Source organism: Dorea sp. MB18-49, assembly GCF_023669465.1.
Lineage (GTDB): Bacteria > Bacillota > Clostridia > Lachnospirales > Lachnospiraceae > Dorea_A > Dorea_A longicatena.
Genome location: NZ_JAMOYX010000021.1, coordinates 1 through 23,651, shown reverse-complemented (window position 1 = coordinate 23,651; position 23,651 = coordinate 1). Strand labels below are relative to the sequence as shown.

Here is a 23,651-nt window from a genome sequence, read left to right as displayed (position 1 = left end):
GGAGGGAATATATGATCAATATAGCAGTAATGGGCTACGGAACAGTAGGTTCCGGAGTGGTGGAAGTGATTAATACCAACGGAGCGCGCATCAATCAGCGAATCGGTGATGAGCTGAACATTAAATATGTACTGGATATGAAGGATTTCCCGGGGGATCCGGTGCAGGAGAAGATCGTACATGATTTTGAGACGATTGTTTCGGATGAAGATGTACAGATTGTCGTAGAAGTAATGGGAGGAATCGAGCCGGCCTATACGTTTGTAAAACGCTGCCTTCAGGCTGGAAAAAGCGTGGCAACATCGAATAAAGCACTGGTTGCAAAGCATGGGGCTGAGCTTCTTTCTATAGCAGCGGAACATGATATTAATTTCTTGTTTGAAGCAAGTGTCGGAGGTGGTATTCCAATTATCCGTCCGCTTAATTCTTCACTGACTGCAGATGAGATTGAAGAGATCACAGGTATTCTGAACGGAACTACCAATTATATGCTTTCCAAGATGTTTTATGAAGGTGCGGACTATGACACTGTATTAAAAGAGGCACAGGCGAACGGATATGCAGAGAGAAATCCGGAAGCAGATGTGGAAGGATATGATGCATGCAGAAAGATTGCAATCCTTTCTTCTCTGATCTCAGGACAGCAGGTTGATTTTGAAGATATTTACTGTGAAGGAATCACGAAGATTACCGTTGAAGATATGAAGTATGCAAAAGCAATGGGAACAACGATCAAGCTGCTGGCATCCAGCAGACGTTATGCGGGTAACAGATTGCATGCAATCGTGGCACCATGTATGTTATATCCGGAACATCCGCTTTATAATGTTAATGATGTGTTCAATGCTATTTTCGTTCATGGAAATGTATTAGGGGATGCGATGTTCTATGGAAGCGGAGCCGGAAAACTTCCAACTGCGAGTGCTGTAGTTGCGGATGTTGTAGATGAGGCAAAGCATCTGAACCGTAATATCATGACGATGTGGAAAGAAGAAAAGCTTCAACTGGAAGACAAGGCGGATTCCAAGAGAAGATTCTTTGTACGGATAAAAGGCAAGGAAGAGGAGCTGGTTCCGCAGCTGAAGGAATCATACGGAGAGATTGAAGTGGTAAAAGTACCGGAACTGGAAGGAGAATTTGGATTTGTAACTCCTGTTATGATGGAGGGAGATTATGAGACCAGATCAAAACTTTACAAAGAGCAGATCGTACATATGATCCGTATTCAGGATTAATCAGATTGGTCTGTCACAGGAGGAAACATGTTAATAGTAAAAAAGTTTGGCGGAAGTTCAGTCGCCAATAAAGAAAGAATATTCAATGTGGCAAAACGCTGTATTGAGGACTACAGAGCCGGACATGACGTAGTTGTTGTCCTTTCGGCAATGGGAGATACGACAGATGATCTGATCGCACTGGCGAATACGATCAATCCGAATGCTAAAAAAAGAGAGCTGGATATGCTGCTTACGACAGGTGAACAGGTATCAGTGTCTCTCATGGCTATGGCAATGCAGGCACTGGATGTGCCGGCAGTATCTTTGAATGCTTTTCAGGTTATGATGCATTCCACATCCCGTTATGGAAATGCCAGATTTAAAAGAGTAGACACAGAGCGTATCATGCATGAACTGGATTCGAGAAAGATCGTTATTGTAACAGGTTTTCAGGGTGTTAACAAATATGATGATATTACGACACTCGGACGAGGCGGTTCTGATACAACAGCTGTTGCGCTGGCAGCTGTGTTACATGCCGATAAATGTGAAATCTATACAGACGTAGACGGTGTGTTTACAGCAGATCCAAGAGTAGTAAAAACTGCAAAGAAACTGGATGCCGTTACATACGATGAGATGCTTGAGCTTGCGAGTCTTGGGGCAAAAGTTCTTCACAACCGTTCTGTGGAAATGGCGAAAAAATATAATGTGGAATTAGTGGTACGGTCAAGTTTGAACCGTTCAGAAGGCACCGTAGTCAAGGAGGGGGCAAATATGGAAAAATTACTGGTCACAGGTGTGGCTGCAGATAAGGATACTGTCAGAATATCTGTCATTGGATTAGAGGACAAACCAGGAACAGCATTTGCTGTATTCAATACACTGGCTGCTAATAATATTAATGTAGATATTATCCTGCAGTCTGTCGGAAGAGAAGGAACAAAGGACATTTCCTTTACCGTTGCATCGGATGATCTTGAACATGCAATTGAAGTGCTGAATGCAAATAAAGAAAGACTTACAATTCAGGATATTACCTGGAACGAAAAAGTTGCAAAACTTTCAATCGTAGGTGCGGGAATGATGAGCAATCCAGGAGTAGCTGCAAAAATGTTTGAATCATTATATAATTCCAGAGTGAATATTAATATGATTTCAACATCTGAAATCCGTATTACAGTACTGGTTCCGGAAGAAGATATTGAAAAAGCAATGAATGCGGTTCATGATGGATTTGGATTGGGAGCATAAGCATAAAGATATTATAAGTTGGATTATTTATCAGAATTAAGAAAGCCGGTAACAATTTTACGCTGTTCATCAGAGGAAGAACGGAATGCAAGAATAAGGTTCAGTTCTTCTTCTGTGAGATAGATATAGTTACCGGTATTTTTTTCGATACCCTGCATATATGGAGTTTTTGACTCCATCATAACAGAAGAAGGGTCGGAGTCAGCAGTGAAACCTTCGGCTTTGAGATCGTGGAGAATCAGCTGGTCAAGCGTTACGTGAAAATAAGCAGCAAAAGAAGCCAGAACATCAAGATCGGGTGTACGCGTACTTTTTTCATAATTACTGCAGGCCTGACGGGTGATATTGAATAAATTGGCAATATCATCCTGCTTCAGATTATATAATGTTCTGAGATAAAGCAGATTTTTGGCCAGTTGAATGTTTGCCATTTTATACCTCCATAAGTTACATGTTCCTGTTAGTATAACAATCTGACCATTAAATGAATATGATATGCAACGAGACGTGACAAAAACAAGAAAAGCAACAAAACGTTGCTTTTCTTAAAGAGTGCTTAGATAGCTGTTGTGATATTTCCCTGAAAAAGTTACATCTTCACCAAACCAGTCCGGAGGTGAAAAAGAATTGGCAGCATCTTCGGAATCAAACTCGACCTCTACAAGCATGAGGGGAGCAAGATCGCCTTCAAAGATATCCAGTTCTGCAGTAAGCGCTGAAGAAAGTGGAATCATATAACGCTTTTTCTTTATAAGGCGGCCGTCAATTTTGGTAAGAAGATGTTCATAAGATTTGTCGTCCAGAGGGAGATTATATTCCTGGCGGCTCATGAGACCGGCTGATTTGTAAGTGAGTTCATAACGATCGTTATCACGTCGAATCCGTACTACGGGGCTGGTATTGAGATAGCCTTGCTCCAGAATACGGCAGGGATAGGATTCCAGCGGACCGGGAAGATGTAAGACAAGATATTTTCGTTCGATTTCCATATTATATAGCTCCTTTCATTCATGGTGAAATTATGATACAACAGTTTACAGAAAAAGTAAACGGTGATAAACTTTTATAATAATTGATGTCACTGGAAAGTAAAGCGGGACATCGGATTAAGAGATGAGGAGGAAGAAAGCATGAAAAAAGTATGTGTGTTGTTAGCAGACGGATTTGAAGAAATTGAAGGATTGACAGTCGTTGATCTGTTAAGAAGAGCAAAAATATATGTAGACACTGTTTCGATTATGGATGATTATATCGTGCATGGTGCGCATGGAATCAATGTACAGACAGAAGATCTGTTTGATGAGGTTGATTTTGAAGAATTTGACATGGTTGTATTACCTGGAGGTATGCCGGGAACATTAAATTTAAAAGAACATGACGGTGTCAGATATGTAGTGAAACAATATGCAAAAGAAGGCAGATTCGTGGGTGCGATCTGTGCGGCACCGACGATTTTAAAAAGTCTTGGCCTGCTGGAAGGAAGAAGGGCAACCTGTTATCCGGGTGTAGAAGATGAGATGGAGAATGTCATTCTGACAGAGACGGCTGTTGTAGTAGATGATAATATCATTACCAGTCAGGGCGTCGGCACAGCGATTGATTTTGCACTGAAACTGATCGAGGTTCTGGATGGTGAAGAAAAAGCAAAGGAAATCGCAGAATCAATCGTGTTTTAATCAAATTTAATAAATATTGATGAAAAAAAGCGGAAAAATACCGGATTTAAGCAAAAACGGGGGCTAGATATTTACCAGAGTTTGTGTTATACTTCTGTGGTGAATGTATTGTAGTACACCCGCTTTTTTTCCGCTACCCATGAGGCGGGTTAGAAACAGGAGGAAATGATAAATGAGTTTACAGGTAGAAAAATTAGAAAACAACATGGCGAAACTTACTATCGAAGTTCCGGCCAATGATTTAGAAAAAGCGCTTCAGAGTGCATATATGAAGCAGAAGAACAAAATCGCTATGCCGGGATTCCGTAAAGGAAAAGTTCCGCGTCAGATGATCGAGAAGATGTACGGACCAGAAATCTTCTATGATGATGCAGCAAATGCGCTGATTCCTAAGGCATACTCAGAAGCATATGATGAGTGTGATCTTGAAATCGTATCAAGACCAGAGATCAACATCGTTCAGATTGAAAAAGGAAAATCATTCATCTTTACAGCAGATGTAGCAACAAAGCCGGAAGTAAAACTCGGTGAATATAAAGGACTGGAAGTAGATAAAGTATCTACACGCGTAACACAGAAAGAAGTAGACGCTAAGATCCAGGAAGAAGCAGAAAAGAATGCCAGAGAAGTTGTAGTTACAGACCGTCCGGTAGCAGATGGTGATGAAGTGATTCTTGACTTTGAAGGATTCGTTGACGGTGAAGCATTCGAAGGTGGAAAGGGTGAAAACTATCCACTGACAATCGGTTCAGGATCATTCATCCCTGGATTCGAAGAACAGTTAGTTGGTGCTGAAGCTGAGAAAGAAGTAGAAGTAAAAGTTACTTTCCCAGAAGATTACCATGCAGAAGAATTAAAAGGAAAAGAAGCTGTATTCAAATGCACAGTTCATGAGATCAAGGCAAAAGAACTTCCTGAGATCGACGATGAATTTGCAGCAGAAGTTTCAGAATTTGACACATTAGAAGAATACAAAGCTGATGTAAAGGCTAAAATTAAAGAACAGAAAGCAGCAGACGGAAAGAGAAATCAGGAAGATCAGGCTGTTGAGCAGGCTGTTAAGAATGCAGAATACGAGATTCCACAGCCAATGATCGATACACAGACAACTCAGATGGTTGAAGATTTCGCACAGAGAATCCAGTCTCAGGGAATCACTCTTGAACAGTACTTCCAGTTTACAGGTCTGACAGCAGAGAAGATGATGGAAGACATGAAACCACAGGCAATCAAGAGAATCGAAACCCGTCTGGTACTTGAAGCTATCGCAAAAGCAGAGAACATCGAGATTACAGATGAAAAAGTTGATGAAGAACTGGCTAAGATGGCAGAGTCTTACAACATGGAAGTTGAAAAACTGAAAGAGTTCATGGGTGAGAACGAGAAGAAACAGATGAAGGAAGATCTGGCAGTTCAGGAAGCTGTTACATTCCTTGTTGAGAATGCAGTAGAAAAATAAGAACGTCAGATAACAACATAGTATAGTCAGGAGGCATATACATGAGTTTAGTACCTTATGTCATTGAACAGACAAGCCGTGGAGAACGTTCTTACGACATCTATTCAAGATTATTGAAAGACAGAATTATATTTCTGGGTGAAGAAGTAACAGATGTATCCGCAAGTGTGATCGTTGCACAGCTTCTGTTTCTGGAAGCAGAAGATCCGGAGAAGGATATCCATTTGTATATTAACAGCCCGGGAGGCTCTGTAACAGCCGGAATGGCAATTTATGATACCATGCAGTATATTAAATGCGATATTGAGACAATCTGTATCGGTATGGCTGCAAGTATGGGCTCATTCCTTCTTACAGGTGGAACAAAAGGCAAAAGACTTGCGCTTCCAAACTCTGAGATCATGATCCATCAGCCACTTGGTGGAGCTCAGGGACAGGCAACAGAGATTCAGATCGCAGCAGATCATATCTTAAAAACCCGTCAGAAACTGAATCAGATTCTGGCAGAAAATACAGGACAGCCGTTAGAGGTGATCAATGCAGATACTGAAAGAGATAATTTCATGACTGCGGAAGAAGCCAAAGCATATGGTCTGATTGACGAAGTCATTAAAAGCCGCTAAGGACGTCCTCAGACGAGGTGAAGAGTATGGTAGGAAAGAACGATGATCAGGTAAGATGCTCGTTCTGTAATAAGACGCAGAATCAGGTAAGAAAGCTGATTGCAGGCCCTAATGGGGCATATATCTGTGATGAGTGTGTAGATGTCTGCGCAGAGATTATAGAAGAAGAATTTGAATACGAGAACGGAAGAGAATGGAATCCGTTCTCGGATATCAATCTTTTAAAACCGGAAGAGATTAAAGCATTCCTGGATGAATATGTTATTGGTCAGGATGAAGCTAAGAAAGTGTTATCCGTAGCCGTTTATAATCATTATAAACGTGTGATGTCAGGAAAAGAACTGGGAGTGGAACTCGGAAAGAGTAATATTCTTATGCTTGGTCCGACAGGCTGCGGAAAAACTCTTTTAGCGCAGACACTGGCAAAGATTCTGGGAGTACCATTTGCAATTGCCGATGCGACAGCGCTTACAGAAGCAGGATATGTCGGAGAGGATGTAGAGAATATTCTTTTAAAGATTATTCAGGCTGCAGATGGGGATATCGAACGTGCCGAGTACGGAATCATTTACATTGATGAAATTGATAAGATTACAAGAAAATCAGAGAATCCGTCGATCACCAGAGATGTATCCGGTGAGGGTGTGCAGCAGGCACTTCTTAAGATCATAGAAGGAACCGTTGCGAACGTACCTCCGCAGGGAGGAAGAAAGCATCCACATCAGGAGATGATCCAGATCGATACTACGAATATTTTATTTATTTGTGGTGGAGCCTTTGAAGGAATTGAGAAGATTGTTGAAAAACGTATTGATCAGAAATCAATTGGATTTAATGCAGAGATTGCGGAGAAACATGAAGACGATGTAGACAGACTGCTTCAGCAGATATTGCCACAGGATCTTGTGAAATTCGGTCTGATTCCGGAATTGGTGGGCCGTGTGCCGGTTACAGTAGCATTAGAGATGCTGGACAAAGATGCATTGGTAAAGATTCTTACAGAACCGAAGAATGCATTGACAAAACAGTACCAGAAGATGCTTGAACTGGACGGTGTTAAGCTTACATTTGATAAAAAAGCACTGGAAACAATCGCTGAGACTTCCCTGAAGAGAAAGACAGGAGCCAGAGGTTTGAGAGCGATTATGGAAAATATCATGATGGATATCATGTATAAGGCACCATCGGATGAGACATTGAAGACATGCCGCATCACAGAGGATGTTGTAAAAGGAACGGGAGAACCTGTATGTGAACATGCAGAACCTGATTCAGAAAGTGCATAATAAATGAAAAAGAAAGACGGCGGGTGCGAAGAAATATTGTACCCGCTGATTTTGTACCAAAATAATCCAACCGATGAACAGGAGTGTGAATATATGACAGGAGAAACCTATAGTCTGCCTATGGTTGCCTTAAGAGGGCTCACCATACTGCCAGAAGAGGTCAGACATTTTGATGTAAGCAGGGAAAAATCACTGCTGGCAATCGAAGAGGCAGTAAAAAACGGACAGAAATTATTCGTCAGCGCTCAGAAAGATCTGGAAACAGAGGAGCCGGGCGCAGAAGATGTATATCTGGTTGGCTGTGTGGTAACCATAAGACAGGTGGTAAAATTACCGAAGAAAATGAGTCGTGTACTTGTATCCGGAGAAGCAAGAGCAAGTCTTGTAAGACTGGACAGTGAGACACCATATCTTCAGGCAACGATAGTAGAACTGCCGGATGATGAAGATGTATCCGAAGAACAGACAGCGGAAAATCCAATGAATTTCGAGGCAATGATCCGGGGATTACAGGATGTATTTAAAGAATACTTGTTGAAGAATCCAAAACTTTCAAAAGAGCTGGGAATGCAGGTAGAGGCAATCCGGGATCTGAAACATCTCGTAGATGTAATTGCGGCAAATATGCCATTTGCATTCGAAGACGCACAGGAATTACTGGAAGAGACGAATCTTATGAGACGATATGAGCTGCTCGTATATAAGATTGTAAATGAGATTCAGGCCCAGAAGGTAAAAGAAGAGATCCAGAGCAAAGTAAAAGAACGCGTGGATAAGAATCAGAGAGAATATATTTTAAGAGAAGAACTGAAAGTGATTCGTGAAGAACTAGGTGATGACAATACGATGTCAGATGCCGATGAGTTCCAGCAGGCAGTGGATGCACTGAAGGCTTCGAAGGAAGTAAAAGAAAAGCTGAATAAAGAGATCAAGCGTTTCCGTAATTCGATGAATTCTCCGGCAGAAGTAGGAGTAATCCGTACTTATATCGAAACGATGCTGGAGATGCCTTGGGATAAGACATGTAAAGAACACAAAGACATTGCATTTGCAAGACAGGTGTTGGATGAGGACCATTATGGTCTGGAAAAAGTAAAAGAGCGTGTACTGGAATATCTTGCAGTGCGTGCGCTTACGAAAAAAGGAGAAGCACCGATCATTTGTCTGGTGGGTCCTCCGGGAACCGGAAAGACATCCATTGCGAAATCTCTTTCCAGAGCTCTGAAGAAGCCATATGTCAGAATCTCACTGGGCGGTGTCCGTGATGAAGCAGAAATCCGCGGTCACAGAAAGACCTATGTAGGTGCAATGCCGGGAAGAATTGCAAATGGAATAAAGCAGGCAGGAGTTAAGAACCCGCTGATGCTGCTAGATGAGATCGATAAGGTCAGCAATGATTATAAGGGAGATACATTCTCTGCACTTCTGGAAGTACTGGATGGAGAGCAGAATAATAAGTTCGTAGACCATTATCTGGAAGTACCGATTGATCTGTCAGAGGTGTTATTTATCACAACGGCAAACAGTCTGCAGACAATACCAAGACCGCTTCTGGACCGTATGGAAGTGATTGAGGTAACCAGTTATACAGAAAATGAAAAGCTTCACATCGCACAGGAACATCTGATTCCGAAGCAGATCGAAAAGCATGGCCTGAAAGCAGATCAGGTAACGATTAGTAAGAATGCAATCTGGAAGATGGCACGAAATTATACGAAAGAAGCCGGTGTCCGTCAGTTAGAGCGGAAGATCGGAGACATCTGCCGTAAAGTAGCGATGGAAATTCTGGAGAAAAAGAAGACATCGATACATGTGACAGAACGAAATCTGGAACATTATCTTGGAAAAGAACTGTATAGCTACCAGATGGCAAATGAAGAAGACGAGGTTGGCATCGTGCGTGGACTTGCATGGACCAGCGTTGGAGGCGATACCCTTCAGATTGAAGTGAATGTGATGCCGGGAGAGGGAGAGATCCTTCTGACAGGCCAGCTTGGTGATGTCATGAAAGAATCCGCAAGAACAGGAATCAGTTACATCCGTTCGGTAAGCAAGGAACATGATATTGCAGATGACTTCTTCAAGAAACACGATATACATATCCATATTCCGGAAGGAGCGGTTCCGAAAGACGGACCGTCTGCCGGCATTACGATGGCGACTGCAATCATGTCGGCAGTAACAGGAAGAAAAGTACGTGCAGATCTTGCCATGACAGGAGAGATCACACTGCGCGGTCGAGTACTTCCGATTGGTGGTTTAAAGGAAAAACTTCTGGCTGCCAAGAATGCGGGAATGAAGACCGTACTTGTCCCGGCGAAAAATGAAAGAGATGTAGAAGAAATTTCTACAGAGATCACAAAGGGACTGGAGATAAAATTTGTAACACACATGGATGAGGTGCTCAAAGAGGCACTCGTATAGTCAGATCTTCTGACACAGGTCAGGAGATGAATCAAAGGAGAAATATATGATAATCAGAAATATTAACCTGGAAACCGTATGTGGAATCACCAGCAAGCTTCCGGAGAATACACTCCCGGAGATCGCATTTGCAGGGAAATCCAACGTAGGAAAGTCATCCCTGATCAATGCACTTATGAACCGTAAATCTTACGCGAGAATATCCGCAACACCGGGAAAGACACAGACGATCAACTTCTATAATATCAATGAAGAATTATATCTGGTAGACCTCCCGGGATACGGATATGCGAAGGTATCCGAACAGGAGAAAATCAAATGGGGACAGCTGATCGAACGTTATCTGCATGGCTCAAAACAGCTGAAAGTTGTCTTCCTTCTGATCGACATCCGTCACAAACCATCCGGTAATGACAAGATGATGTATGAGTGGATCGTGTCACAGGGCTTCAATCCGGTGATCATCGCAACAAAACTTGACAAGATCAAACGCAGCCAGAAAGACAAACAGATCAAGATCGTAAAAGAAGGTTTGGGAGTGTTGCCTGGAACCGTTGTGATTCCATTTTCATCCGTGACGAAACAAGGACGGGATGAGATATGGGAGCTGGTGGAGAGTCAGTTCCTTAACGTTTAATGCATAAAGCGGCGGATACCCGGCCGGAATAAAAATACAAGGTACATTCCTGTGCTGTCTCCGCCATGGGGAAATTCTAAAGCAAAAAAATTGACCTAAAAACGAGCTCACAAAAAATCCAAACTCGACATACGTCTCAGACAGTGGATTTTTTGTGAGCAAACGGTCAATTTTTTTACTTAAGAATTACCAACCATGGCTCCGAATGCACAGGAATGTACCTTGTATTTTTATTCCTACGTTTTTGCATGCAGTAATGATTAAATAACGGAACAGTATACTTCGGATTCATGGTGTCGGTGATCGCAATGCTCGGAATCTATCTTGCAAGAATGCGACGAGGATCAATCAGAAGATGCTGAAGCGGATCGTTGCAGTTGCATCAATTGCGATTGCCTGTGTAAAATTGTTCCTGTAGAAGAAAAAATATATTGCCATACATAGAATAAAAATGTTGAAATATCACAATAGAGTTTGTCAAAGTCTTGACAAACTCTATTTCTTTTGTTATGATTAGACTATAGTACGAACGCTGGTCTAAATATAGCAAAAACAAATGAAAAACAGCAAGTTCGATGAGAAGAAAGGAGAATATCATGGATCTTATAACAAATATCCAGAAGTATTCTATTCATGATGGTGACGGAATCCGTACTACCGTATTTTTTAAAGGATGTCCATTGAAGTGTGTATGGTGTCATAATCCTGAGACACAGCGCTTTGAACAGGAGATTCAATACGACAGAGAGAAATGTACCGGATGTGGTGCATGTGCGCAAGTCTGTCCGAACCATGCGATTACTATGGAGGAAGGCAGACCAAAGCTTGACAAGAAGTTATGTACACTCTGTGGAAAGTGTGAGAATTTCTGTACACAGGGAATCCGTGAGATCGTAGGACAGAAATATCCGGTGAAGGCACTGGTAAAAGAACTAATGAAGGATCTGATGTTCTATGAGCAGTCCGGCGGGGGCGTTACACTTTCAGGCGGTGAAGTGATGGCAATGTCAACCGATTATATACTTGAAATCGCAAAAGCCTTGAAGAAAGAAGAAGTATCGCTTACAATTGATACATGCGGATATGTTCCGTATGAGAAATTTGAAGCAATTCTTCCATATGTTAATACATTCTTATATGATGTAAAGGTCATGGATCCGGAATTGCATAAGCAATACATTGGAGTAGACAACAAATTAATCTTAGATAATCTTGTAAAGCTTTCTGACGCAGGGGCAAGGATCTATATCCGTATCCCTACCGTTAAGGAAGTAAATGGAAACGAAGAGAATATGAATGAAACAATCCGTTTCCTGAAAGAACATGATATCCACCCGGCACAGGTGAATTTACTGCCGTATCACAATACAGGAAGCAGTAAATATCCAAAGCTGGATATGGAATATAAAGGTAACGACTTGAGTGCACCGACAAAAGAAGAAATGGAAGGGTTTGTAAAACTTTTCCAGGATGCAGGCTTTTCAAACACAAAGATAGGAGGTTAAAACAATGGCAGCAAAAAGAGGCATGAACGAAAGAATCCAGAAGTTAAGAGAGCTGAGTGTTACCACACCGGTACATATCGATCTGGAAAGAGCAAAAATCGAGACAGAATTTTACAAAGAAAATGACGGAAAGTATTCTATCCCGGTTATGAGATCTATGGTGTTAAAAGAGTATTTCTCTAAAAAGACACTGTATCTGGGAGAGGGAGAACTGATCGTAGGAGAGAAAGGAAAAGATCCACAGGCATCACCTACATTCCCGGAACTGTGCTGTCACAGCGTAGAAGATATGACAGTCATGAGCGAACGTGATCTGGTATCTTTCCATACAACAGAAGAAGACAGAAAACTCCAGGCAGAAGAGATCATCCCATTCTGGAAGGGACGAAGCATGAGAGAGAAACTTCTCGCAGCAATGACTCCGGAGTGGAACGACTGTTATTCAGCAGGTATGTTCACAGAGTTCATGGAGCAGAGAGGACCGGGACATACATGTGGTGGTGAACAGGTATTCACAACAGGATACATGGATTATAAAGAAAAGATCAAAAAATCCATGGATGCTCTTGATTTCATGAATGATCCTGAAGCATATGACAAGATGGAAGAATTAAAAGCCATGGATATTTCCTGTGATGCAGTGATCATCCTTGGTGAGAGATATCACAAATTAGCACTGGAGATGGCTGAAAAAGAAGCTGATCCGGTACGTAAAGAGGAATTAAAACAGATTGCGGCTAACCTGGAAGTTGTTCCTGCACATGCACCACAGACATACTGGCAGGCAATCCAGTTATACTGGTTCACACATCTGGCAGTTACAACAGAGCTGAACCCATGGGATGCATTCAGTCCGGGACGTCTTGATCAGCATCTGATCAAATACTATGAAGCAGATACAGAAGCAGGAATTCTGGATGATGACAAAGCAAAAGAACTCTTAGAGTGCTTATGGGTAAAATTCTACAACCAGCCGGCACCTGTTAAAGTAGGTATCACATTAAAAGAAAGTGCTACATATGTAGACTTTGCAAATATCAATACAGGTGGAGTTACACCGGATGGTAAAGACGGCGTTAACGCAGTCAGCTATCTGATCCTTGACTGTATGGATGATATGAAACTGGTACAGCCAAACTCTAACGTAACCATCAGCAAGAAGACTCCTGCACGTTTCTTAAAGAGAGCATGTGAGATCTCAAGAAAAGGATGGGGACAGCCGGCATTCTATAATACAGAAGCACAGACCATGGAGCTTGTTAATGCAGGTAAATCTCTGGAAGATGCACGTCGCGGCGGATCTTCAGGATGTGTTGAGACAGGAGCATGGGGAAGTGAGGCTTATATCCTGACAGGATACCTGAACATTCCTAAGGTATTCCAGCTGACACTTTATAATGGATTTGATAAAGAATCTGGCAAACAGCTTGGCCTTAAGACTGGTGAAGCAAAAGACTTCAAGTCATATGACGAATTATGGGATGCATTCCAGAAACAGTTAAAATATATCATCGATATCAAGATTCGTGGAAACAACGTGATCGAGAAACTGTATGCTGAGAATATGCCGGCACCTTGTCTGTCAGTTGTTACAAATGACTGTATCAGCAATGCAAAAGATTACAATGCAGGTGGAGCAAGATACAACACCAACTATATCCAGGGTGTAGGTATCGGAACTGTTACAGACTGTATCACAGCTGTAAAATATAACGTATTTGACAAGAAGAATTTCACAATGGAAGAACTGCTTGAAGCAATGGATCACAATTTTGAAGGTTATGATGCAATCTTCCGTATGGTGCATGATAAGACTCCAAAATATGGTAATGACGATGACTATGCAGATTCTATCATGCAGGATGTATTCAACCTGTATCATGATCTGATCACAGGACGTCCGACTATGAGAGGCGGAAAGTACGGAGTAGATATGCTTCCTACAACATGCCACGTATACTTTGGAGAAGTAATCGGAGCAACTGCTAACGGAAGAAAGGCTAACATCCCTGTATCAGAAGGTATCTCACCGGAGAAATCAGCCGATGTAAACGGACCTACAGCAGTTATCAAATCTTGCGCTAAGATGGATCATCTTGCAACAGCAGGAACACTTCTGAACCAGAAGTTCACACCTGATGTAGTAGCAGGAGAAAAGGGACTGGAGAATATGGCGAGTCTGATCCGCAGCTACTTTGCAATGGATGGACATCATGTACAGTTCAACGTTATCGACAGACAGACACTGATCGAAGCACAGAAACATCCGGATGATTACAGAGATCTGATCGTACGTGTTGCAGGATACAGTGACTTCTTCCGTAACTTAAGCAAACCGTTACAGGATGAGATCATCAACCGTACAGAACAGTCATTCGAATAAGATTAACAAAAGTAAAAATATGATTTTTGGGAGCCCGCGTTTTGCGGGCTCTTTTTTGGATATGTTCAGAAGTGAAAAATGTGTTATCATAGGGATAAAGGATATAGAATCGAGAAGAACATATGGAAGAATGGAGGATGATAAAGATGAAAATAACAGTATTAGTAGAAAACAGCACCAGCTGCCGGCTTTATGGAGAACACGGCCTGTCAGTGTATATCGAATATGATGGAAAGAAGTATCTTCTGGATACCGGAGCCAGTACGTTATTTGCGAAGAATGCAAAAGAACTGGGGATTAGTCTGGCAGACATAGATACCGCATTCTTATCACACGCCCACTACGATCACAGTGGAGGATTTGAAGCATTTTTCAAAGAAAATGATAAGGCGGAAGTTTATATGCAGGACACTTCTGCGGAAAATTGTTATTTCCGTACAGAAACCGGTGATAAATATATAGGGATACCGGTGCAGCTTCTGGAGGCGTATAAAGAACGATTCCATACATTACATACAGTATGTGAAGTGGAAAAAGGAGTCTGGGCTGTGCCGCATTCGACAGAAAATCTGGATGGAATGGGCCGCAGAGCACATATGTACCGCAAAGTGGGCGATGAATTCATTGCAGATGATTTCGCACATGAGCAGAGTATCGTATTTGAGACAGAAAAGGGACTTGTGATATTTAACAGCTGCTCTCATGGCGGTATTGCCAATATTGTAAGAGAAGTGCAGAACGCATTTGCAGGAAAGAAAATATATGCCGTCATAGGAGGATTCCATATGATGAAGCTTTCTGGACTGGATACCCTTGGGATTCCTGTGGATGAAGTAGTAAAAGTAGCAAGAGAACTGAAAGAACTGGGCGTAAAAAAGGTTTATACCGGACATTGTACCGGAATGATCGCATTTGGAATTATGAAAAGAGAACTTGGGAATATGGTACATGCCCTGAATACGGGATGCAGGATAGAGATTTAGTATGAATTGGAAAGCAGTTGTAGGTGTAAGTATGCTGTGCATTACTATGATGACCGGGTGTGAAGAGAAGAAAACACATAGTTCAAGAAGTAACGAGACAGTAAAAGAGAAGGTAGAAGTTTCAAAAAAAGGATAAGGAAAAGGAAGAAACGCTAACAGAACAAGGTACGCCAGAAGATAGTTCTGAGGAAGATACAGAGGAGCAGAAGTATAAGCTTCAGAAGATAGACATATCTGCAAAAGAACAGAGAAGAATAGAAAACAGGCTTAAAAATCATATTCTACCTTCGAGGGGTATGTTTTTTCTCTAAAAAAGAGTATGATCAATATAAAAAAGGAGGTAGATGGATGGATCTTATCAAAATTGGAAAATACATTGCAGGTAAGCGAAAGTCATTGGGGATGACACAAAAGCAACTGGCAGAAAAAATAGGTATGAGTGATAAGTCTGTTTCTAAATGGGAGAGAGGAATCTGTTTGCCGGATGTATCAGTATACTTAGAATTATGCGAAATATTAGGTATTAGTCTTAATGAGTTTTTTGCTGGTGAAGATATTGAGATAGATAATATTGAAAAAAAATCAGAAGATACATTGATACAGATAACAAAGGACAGTGGCCGCAAACAACGATACTTAAAGAGAATCATTATAGTGCTTCTTATTGTAGTGGGAATATCTATGGTTACTTTTGGATCCATCGTATGTAATAAATTGCGACAACCACAAAACTATATTGAAGCAGTAGACTCAGATAGTATAGAAATGAAAACTGCTGAATTGTTATCAGGAATTGATGGAACAATGATGTTTCGATACAATTCAAGGGATACATTTAAAACGTTATCTATTTACTTGTCAGAATATCAGCTTGGACAACGAGTTTCACATAAAAAAGTTTTGGAACTTTCCTATGAAGATGTGAAATCTTCCACAAATGGATTGATTGTCATTACACCGGATTTTGATAATTTTACTGCAAAGCTCATCGCAGCAGATAAATATTCAAAATATATGACAGAAATACCAATTTTGGAGGGAGTTAAAAACAGGGAATATTATGGAAGATCAGCAACGACTATTGAAAACAAATGCAAGATAGAGTATGGAACAGAGCAAGGATTAGCAGCACTGATTTATGGAGAAAAAGGGTTAAGCTCGTTGCCAATACAGGATATTGCAGGGGAGCATATAGATACAGATAATGAGTACATGTATTACTATTCGGTTGAATTTATAAAATAGCACTAATAAAAAGAAGAGGATGTCACGTAATCTGCTTTGATTCGTTGGCATCCTTTTTTGACATTTAGTTTTTATGACATTATAGATTTCATAACCTATTTCTTATTTTTCGGTATTCTCTTGGCGAATATCCTTTCAGCTTGTGAAAAAGCCGGCTGAAATAAAGCTGGTTATCATATCCGACAATCTTAGAAATCTCATTGATGGAATAAGTTGTTGTTTCAAGTAACATCTGAGCATTGTTGATGCGGATTCCCACAATGAATTGCATTGGTGTAGAACCGGTATATTTTTTGAAATTTCGGATAAACCAGCTGACACTCATGCCTCGTGAGGCAGCATAATCATCAATATTGATATTTTGATTGTAGTTTTCACTGAAAAAGGTAACAGCATTATCCATCTCATGATCAAGGTATTCATTTTTTAATATGTGCTCTCTTGTCAGTTCCCGGTGGAAACTGATCAGAAGATGACGTAGCAAAAGGACAAGCATTTCCTCATAATTGTCTTGACAGCGTTGGAGCTCGATAATGATACGTTTGAAAATTTGTTCATATTCATTAGATGTACCCACTTGAAAGACACGTTCTTTATCCGGAAACCCATATTGACGTAAGATATTTTTCACATTGCTTCCTGTGAAGTGAATCCAGTATACTTCTGTCTTATCTTCTCCGTAATATTCATATTTTTGGAGTTCTTTCGGTCTGTACAGTACAATGTTGCCGGCTGGAACAATCGTTTCATTATTTACATTATCAAAATGAAAATGCCCACAACCAGCAGTGATATATATAATCTGATAATCCAGACGACCCCTTGGACGGTAGGTCGGAAGTTTGGGATGTCTGGAAAGACGGTAAGTACCACAGCTACCTACAATCAGCGGACGATTTTTGTCTTTGAAATCCATATGTGAGTGGTTCAAATAACCGGTGTTCAAATACATAGGACAGCACCTCTTTTCGTACTTTTTATCATTGTATCATTTAGTGCATATTTTGTCTAATCCAATTCATAGACATATTTTGCGAATTAAGATAAGCTATATATAGCATAACTAAGGAACGTAAACAAAAAGTAAAGTATAAGGTTTGCTTTAGGAAAACAAAGAACAAAAAAGTATATATATTGGAGGAGAGCTATTTATGATCGTACCACGTTATTATGAAAATCTAAGCGTACTGCACGAAAACACAATGCCAGCCAGAGCCTATTATATTCCGGCATCCAGAAGAATGGGTAACTTGGTGGAACACAGAGAAGAGTCAGATCGTATGCAGTTATTGAATGGAACTTGGAAATTTCAGTATTTTAACAGCATCTATGACATTCAGGATTCTTTCTTTGAGAAGAATTATGATACAGAAAATTTTGATGAGATTCAGGTTCCAAGTGTATGGCAGATGGCTGGATATGATACACACCAGTATACAAACATCCGGTATCCATTTCCGTTTGATCCACCATATGTGCCACAGGACATTCCGTGTGGAGCCTATGTACATACTTTTGAGTACAGTAGAGATGAGAAAGCACCAAAATCTTTTTTGAACTTTGAAGGAGTAGACAGTTGCTTTTACGTATGGATCAATGGCTCTTACATAGGATACAGCCAGGTTTCGCATATGACCAGTGAGTTTGATGTTACCGATGTACTTCAGGATGGAACGAATACGGTGGCAGTGTTGGTAATGAAGTGGTGTGATGGTTCCTATTTGGAAGATCAGGACAAATTCCGTATGAGTGGTATTTTCCGGGATGTGTACATTTTGAAACGCCCAAAACAGGCAATCAGTGATTATCATATTAAAACAAGAATTGAGGATATGCTTGCGAAAGTAGAAATTGAAATGAAATTCTACTCTCCGTTAAATGTAAAAATTTCGATTGAAGATAGAAACGGAGCAGTTGTAGCACTAGGAAGTATTGCTGAAGAAGGAACAGCTGTATTAGAAATCGCAAGTCCGGAACTTTGGAATACAGAAAATCCATATCTATATAAACTGATTTTTGAAACAGAGAATGAAGTAATTGTAGATCACATTGCATTAAGAAAGATAGAGATTAAAGACCAGGTTATTTATTTAAATGGAAAGAAGATTAAATTCCGTGGTGTCAATCGACATGATTCTGATCCGGTTACTGGATTTACAATCAATTCGGAACAGATTACAACCGATCTTACGTTAATGAAACAGCATAATTTTAATGCGATCCGTTCCAGCCACTATCCGAACGCACCATTTTTCTATGAAATGTGTGACAAGTATGGATTCATGGTAATAGATGAAGCAGATATTGAAGCTCATGGTCCATTTATGATCTACAGAAAAGAAGACACTGATTACAATCGGTTCAAACGATGGAATGAGAAGATTGCAGATGATCCGGTATGGGAAGAGGCAATCGTTGATCGCGTAAAACTCATGGTGGAACGTGACAAAAACCGTTTCTGTATTGTTATGTGGTCAATGGGAAATGAGAGTGCTTATGGCTGCAACTTTGAAAAAGCACTGGAATGGACAAAGAATTTTGATCCAGACCGTATCACACAATATGAGAGTGCAAGATACCGTAATTATGATGAAACATATGATTACAGCAATCTGGATGTGTACAGCCGGATGTACCCGGCGCTTTCCGAAATTCAGGAATATCTGGATAAAGATGGAAGCAAACCCTTCCTTTTGGTAGAGTACTGTCACAGCATGGGAAACGGACCTGGAGATTTTGAAGATTACTTCCAGATGATTCAGGATAATGATAAAATGTGCGGCGGCTTTGTCTGGGAATGGTGTGACCATGCGATTGCTCATGGAACTGCTGAGAATGGAAAGACTATATATGCTTATGGGGGCGACCATGGCGAAGAAATTCATGATGGCAACTTCTGTATGGATGGATTAGTATATCCGGACAGAACGGTACATACAGGACTTTTGGAATACAAGAATGTTTATCGCCCGGCAAGAGTTATTTCCTATGACAAAGAAAGCGGAGAACTGGTGCTTCATAACTACATGGATTTTGATAATCTGAAAGATTATGTGAAAATCAGCTATGAATTGACACAGGATGGACTTTTGATTGGGAAAGGAAAACTTGCTGAAGTATCTGTGGTACCACATAGTGAAGGAAAAACAAACCTGCAGGTCAACGTTCCAGAAAATGGAAAATGTTATTTAAAACTCACTTACCACCTGAAAAAAGAAATGCCTCTGCTGGAAGAGGATTATATCCTTGGATTTGATGAGATCGAAGTAAGCCAGAAGGATGCCAAATGCCAGTTAGTAGAAAAATGGGTTGAAAAAACAGTGACGGATTCTGAATTACAGGTGAGTGAAGATGATACCCAGATTCATATCAAAGGCCGTGAATTCGCATATACAATCGACCGACGGACTGCACTTTTTACAGAGATGAAATTTGCAGGTCGGGAATATCTGAACCACCCGATGGAATTAAATATCTGGAGGGCACCAACAGATAATGATATGTACATCAAGTCTGAATGGAAGAAAGCCCATTATGATAAAGCTTATACAAGAGCTTACACGACAGAGGTCGTGCAGGGAAAGCATGGTGTGAAAATTACAAGCCATGCATCCGTTGTGGCAGAGACAGTACAGAAGATTCTTGATGTGACGATCACATGGAAAATAGAAGCTGCTGGAAAGATTGATGCAGATATTGCAGTAACAAAAGATGATGAATTTCCGGACCTGCCAAGATTTGGTGTGAGGATGTTCCTGGATAAAAAACTTTCAGCTGCACGATACTTTGGAATGGGACCACAGGAAAGCTATTGTGACAAACGTCAGGCTGCGAGCCACGGTTTGTACCGGGCAGATGTAGGGGATTTACATGAGGACTATATCCGTCCACAGGAAAATGGAAGCCATTATGATTGTGAATATGTAGAGCTTAACAACAGCCGATATGGAATTGTGGCATCCGCAGAAAAGGCATTTTCATTCAATGCTTCTTATTATACACAGGAAGAACTTGAGAAGAAAACGCATAATTATGAATTAATAGAATCAGATAGTGTAGTATTTTGTGTTGACTATGCACTAAATGGCATTGGTTCTAACAGTTGTGGTCCAGTTGTATTGGAGCAGTACCGATTTGATGATGTATTATTCCGGTTTCGGTTTACACTGATACCGTATGTAAAGGGATAACAAGGTTTCATGTAACCCGTAAACAAGGAAAGAGAGTCTGATTGTAATGTAAAGTCCGGATATACAGAGCAATCAGACAAAATCAGAGAAAAAAACAGAATTAGATATCATACGGTTAGCCATATTGAGATTCTAAGTGCGATGAAGATGAGGAGCAAAGAAATTCGATGGAAGAAAAAAAGTATTTGAAATGGTATAACAAAATTGGATACGGATCAGGTGATATTGCAGGTAATGTAGTCTATGCGTTCCTGACATCTTTTATAATGGTCTATCTGACGGACTCGGTAGGACTTGCTGCAGGTGTCGTGGGTACCCTGATTGCCGTATCAAAACTATTTGATGGTTTTACGGATATATTTTTTGGATCAATGATTGACAAAACACACAGTAAAATGGGAAAAGCGAAACCCTGGATGCTATATGGATATATTGGTTGTGCCATTACGCTGGTCAGCTGTTTTGCAGTACCAGTCAGCTTGGGAACAACGGCTAAATATGCATGGTTCTTTATCTCTTACACACTGTTAAATGGTGTGTTTTATACAGCAAACAATATTGCTTATTCAGCACTTACGTCACTGATTACAAAGAACAGCAAAGAGCGTGTGCAGATGGGATCTTACCGTTTTATTTTTGCGTTTTCAACAAGTCTTCTGATTCAGGCAATTACAGTTGGATTTGTAGATAAATGTGGTGGAGATGCTGCAGCATGGAGAACGGTTGCTATTATCTATGCAATCATTGGTCTTGTCGTAAATACGATTTCAGCACTTTCTGTTAAGGAACTTCCTGAGGAAGAACTTAACGAAGGAGAAGTAAAGGCTGATAATGAAAAGTACGGAATGGTACAGGCATTCAAGCTTCTTGTTAAAAACAAATATTACATGATGATTTGTGGAACATATATTTTACAGCAGTTATATGGTGCCATGATTGGAGCTGGCATTTATTACATGACATGGGTACTGAAAAATAAGAATTTGTTTGGACAATTTGCATGGGCAGTAAATATTCCACTGATCATTGCCCTGATTTTCACACCGACATTAGTTGGTAAGTGGAAAGGTATGTATAAACTGAACTTAAGAGGTTATGTCTTAGCAGTCATCGGTAGAGCACTTGTTGTTGTTGCAGGGTATATGGGCAGTGTTCCGCTGATGATGGCATTTACAGCTCTTGCAGCCTTAGGTCAGGGACCATGGCAGGGAGATATGAATGCAGTTATCGCATCCTGCTCTGAGTACACTTATCTTACACAGGGAAAGAGAATTGACGGAACGATGTACTCTTGTACTTCTCTTGGCGTAAAAATCGGTGGAGGTATTGGAACCGCTGTTGTTGGATGGCTGCTTGAGTTCAGTGGATATATCGGAACAAATGCAACTCAGCCGCAGTCTGCACTTGATATGATGCAGTTTATGTATCTTTGGCTTCCGTTAATCTTTGATGTATTGATTATGTTTGTACTTTCAAGAATGAATGTAGAAGATGCAAATAAAAAACTGAAAGCAGAAAAAGGAATTGCTGCAGATGAAGTAACAGATGCATCAGACATAAATTAGAATTGACAGGAGAAAGCGTTGTCTGGTCATTGCTCGATGAGACAGTGCTTTTTTCTATATATAAAGTGATTGAACTGTATTTTGAAAATAAAAAAGGACCACTTCATTTTTGTGAAATGGCCTTAAGAAAATATTCAGTTTTCACAAAATAGTCCTTTTAGTATTTATACATGGTAAGGATGCTCAAAATATTCAGTGTAGAATACTAAAAGGTCATTCAGATATTTTTTTAGGTTGCTCATTTGCAATTCCTCCTTTCCTTATTTACAAGTTGATTATAAGATAGGTGTAAAAGGATTGCTTGCCAAATCGAAAGAAGATATAGACAAATGTTGCAAAGGGGAGTATTTCATGCAGTTAAAATATGTTGACACAAAAGAGGAGATCATAGCAATAAATAGGAAGTCAAAACATATTGAACCACATCTTCATAATGCACTGGAGATCGTTTGTGTAACAAGTGGAGCATTAGAACTTGGTGTCGGACAGGAACTATACCATATGGAAAAAGGAGATATAGGCTTTGTATTTCCAGATGTTATTCATCACTATCAGGTACTGACACCTGGTGTAAATAAAGCGACTTATCTGATTGCATCGCCATTTACGATAGCCAAATTTGCAGATATCATGCAATCCATGGCTCCTGAATACCCAATCATCAAAGCGGAAAAGGTTGAACCGGAGGTATATAGGGTTATAAATGCAATTTTAGAGACAGAACAGTCGGATATTACTGTTGCACAGGCATATCTTCAAATTGTGTTGGCACGCTGCATAGGAAAATTAAATTTGGTAGAAAAGAGTAATGTGGGGAGCAACGATCTTATTTACCAGACAGTTTCCTATATATCAGCAAATTTTAAGAAGAAATTTTCGCTGGAAGAGATGGCAAAAGATCTGGGGGTGAGCAAATATGTTTTATCCAGACTCTTTTCCAAAACATTCCATAGAAACTTTAATCAATATCTTAACGATGCAAGGCTGAACTATGCATGCCATCGTTTGGAAAATACGAGTGATTCTATTACAAATATTTGTCTGGATAGTGGATTTGAAAGTCAGAGAACATTTAACCGAGTATTTAAAGAAAGATATAAAATATCACCGAGTGATTATCGGAGTATTTGTGTGAAAGAGATGTTGTCATAAAAGGTTCTGTTGATAGAAATATTTACTTTGATTTCACAGTACTATGTATTTG

19 protein-coding genes are annotated in these 23,651 nt (G+C 40.3%); 16 read left to right on the top strand and 3 right to left on the bottom strand.

Annotation, left to right across the window (positions count from 1 at the left end):
- The first annotated feature begins 11 nt into the window (after positions 1 to 11).
- Together NCY30_RS07970 and NCY30_RS07965 are read left to right on the top strand one after the other, a co-directional pair.
- Positions 12 to 1,235 carry a homoserine dehydrogenase gene (locus NCY30_RS07970; protein WP_022415773.1) on the top strand — a complete coding sequence of 408 codons (1,224 nt, stop codon included), beginning with the start codon at positions 12 to 14 and terminating at the stop codon, positions 1,233 to 1,235.
- Between the two features lie 27 nt (positions 1,236 to 1,262).
- A complete protein-coding gene (locus NCY30_RS07965; protein WP_022415772.1) occupies positions 1,263 to 2,471 on the top strand; it encodes an aspartate kinase in 1,209 nt (402 codons plus the stop codon).
- A 23-nt stretch (positions 2,472 to 2,494) separates the two neighbouring features.
- Here NCY30_RS07965 and NCY30_RS07960 read toward each other — a convergent pair whose 3' ends face one another.
- A complete protein-coding gene (locus tag NCY30_RS07960) occupies positions 2,495 to 2,902 on the bottom strand; it encodes a helix-turn-helix domain-containing protein (protein ID WP_006426218.1) in 408 nt (135 codons plus the stop codon).
- Positions 2,903 to 3,016: 114 nt separating this feature from the next.
- On the bottom strand, positions 3,017 to 3,460 hold the full coding sequence (locus tag NCY30_RS07955; RefSeq protein ID WP_006426217.1) for a CYTH domain-containing protein: 444 nt from the start codon (positions 3,458 to 3,460) through the stop codon (positions 3,017 to 3,019).
- A gap of 141 nt (positions 3,461 to 3,601) precedes the next feature.
- Here NCY30_RS07955 and NCY30_RS07950 point away from each other — a divergent pair, with 141 nt between their 5' ends.
- The 11 genes from NCY30_RS07950 to NCY30_RS07905 all read left to right on the top strand — a co-directional run bounded on the left by NCY30_RS07950 (position 3,602) and on the right by NCY30_RS07905 (position 16,692).
- Positions 3,602 to 4,147, top strand: a complete 546-nt coding sequence (locus NCY30_RS07950; RefSeq protein ID WP_006426216.1) for a DJ-1 family glyoxalase III — start codon at positions 3,602 to 3,604, stop codon at positions 4,145 to 4,147.
- 172 nt (positions 4,148 to 4,319) lie between these two features.
- Positions 4,320 to 5,606 (top strand): trigger factor, encoded by a 1,287-nt coding sequence (gene tig, locus NCY30_RS07945; protein WP_006426215.1) that lies wholly within the window; start codon positions 4,320 to 4,322, stop codon positions 5,604 to 5,606.
- A 41-nt stretch (positions 5,607 to 5,647) separates the two neighbouring features.
- Complete coding sequence (gene clpP, locus NCY30_RS07940; RefSeq protein WP_006426214.1) at positions 5,648 to 6,229, top strand: ATP-dependent Clp endopeptidase proteolytic subunit ClpP; 582 nt, start codon at positions 5,648 to 5,650, stop codon at positions 6,227 to 6,229.
- A 26-nt stretch (positions 6,230 to 6,255) separates the two neighbouring features.
- Positions 6,256 to 7,515, top strand: coding sequence for an ATP-dependent Clp protease ATP-binding subunit ClpX (clpX, locus tag NCY30_RS07935; RefSeq protein WP_006426213.1), 1,260 nt, complete (start codon positions 6,256 to 6,258; stop codon positions 7,513 to 7,515).
- A gap of 93 nt (positions 7,516 to 7,608) precedes the next feature.
- Positions 7,609 to 9,939 carry an endopeptidase La gene (lon, locus tag NCY30_RS07930; protein WP_250818615.1) on the top strand — a complete coding sequence of 777 codons (2,331 nt, stop codon included), beginning with the start codon at positions 7,609 to 7,611 and terminating at the stop codon, positions 9,937 to 9,939.
- Between the two features lie 46 nt (positions 9,940 to 9,985).
- The gene (gene yihA, locus NCY30_RS07925; protein WP_022415768.1) at positions 9,986 to 10,576 is read left to right on the top strand and encodes a ribosome biogenesis GTP-binding protein YihA/YsxC; all 591 of its coding nucleotides are present in this window, start codon (positions 9,986 to 9,988) and stop codon (positions 10,574 to 10,576) included.
- Between the two features lie 596 nt (positions 10,577 to 11,172).
- Positions 11,173 to 12,081 (top strand): trans-4-hydroxy-L-proline dehydratase activase, encoded by a 909-nt coding sequence (locus NCY30_RS07920; protein WP_022415767.1) that lies wholly within the window; start codon positions 11,173 to 11,175, stop codon positions 12,079 to 12,081.
- 4 nt (positions 12,082 to 12,085) lie between these two features.
- On the top strand, positions 12,086 to 14,464 hold the full coding sequence (gene hypD / locus NCY30_RS07915) for a trans-4-hydroxy-L-proline dehydratase (protein ID WP_006426208.1): 2,379 nt from the start codon (positions 12,086 to 12,088) through the stop codon (positions 14,462 to 14,464).
- Between the two features lie 146 nt (positions 14,465 to 14,610).
- On the top strand, positions 14,611 to 15,447 hold the full coding sequence (locus NCY30_RS07910) for an MBL fold metallo-hydrolase (protein WP_243121249.1): 837 nt from the start codon (positions 14,611 to 14,613) through the stop codon (positions 15,445 to 15,447).
- 1 nt (position 15,448) lies between these two features.
- Entirely contained in the window at positions 15,449 to 15,583 is a 135-nt protein-coding gene (locus NCY30_RS15080; RefSeq protein ID WP_284709560.1) for a hypothetical protein, read from the top strand.
- Positions 15,584 to 15,795: 212 nt separating this feature from the next.
- Entirely contained in the window at positions 15,796 to 16,692 is an 897-nt protein-coding gene (locus NCY30_RS07905) for a helix-turn-helix domain-containing protein (RefSeq protein ID WP_250818614.1), read from the top strand.
- Between the two features lie 88 nt (positions 16,693 to 16,780).
- Here the strand turns inward: NCY30_RS07905 and NCY30_RS07900 are convergent, their stop codons facing one another.
- Positions 16,781 to 17,644, bottom strand: coding sequence for an AraC family transcriptional regulator (locus tag NCY30_RS07900; RefSeq protein WP_055181166.1), 864 nt, complete (start codon positions 17,642 to 17,644; stop codon positions 16,781 to 16,783).
- Positions 17,645 to 17,843: 199 nt separating this feature from the next.
- Here NCY30_RS07900 and NCY30_RS07895 point away from each other — a divergent pair, with 199 nt between their 5' ends.
- The 3 genes from NCY30_RS07895 (at position 17,844) to NCY30_RS07885 (ending at position 23,599) form a co-directional block, all read left to right on the top strand.
- Positions 17,844 to 20,882, top strand: coding sequence for a glycoside hydrolase family 2 TIM barrel-domain containing protein (locus NCY30_RS07895; protein ID WP_250818613.1), 3,039 nt, complete (start codon positions 17,844 to 17,846; stop codon positions 20,880 to 20,882).
- Between the two features lie 167 nt (positions 20,883 to 21,049).
- Positions 21,050 to 22,447 (top strand): MFS transporter, encoded by a 1,398-nt coding sequence (locus NCY30_RS07890; RefSeq protein ID WP_130096658.1) that lies wholly within the window; start codon positions 21,050 to 21,052, stop codon positions 22,445 to 22,447.
- 351 nt (positions 22,448 to 22,798) lie between these two features.
- Positions 22,799 to 23,599 carry a helix-turn-helix transcriptional regulator gene (locus tag NCY30_RS07885; RefSeq protein ID WP_130096657.1) on the top strand — a complete coding sequence of 267 codons (801 nt, stop codon included), beginning with the start codon at positions 22,799 to 22,801 and terminating at the stop codon, positions 23,597 to 23,599.
- Positions 23,600 to 23,651: the final 52 nt, after the last annotated feature.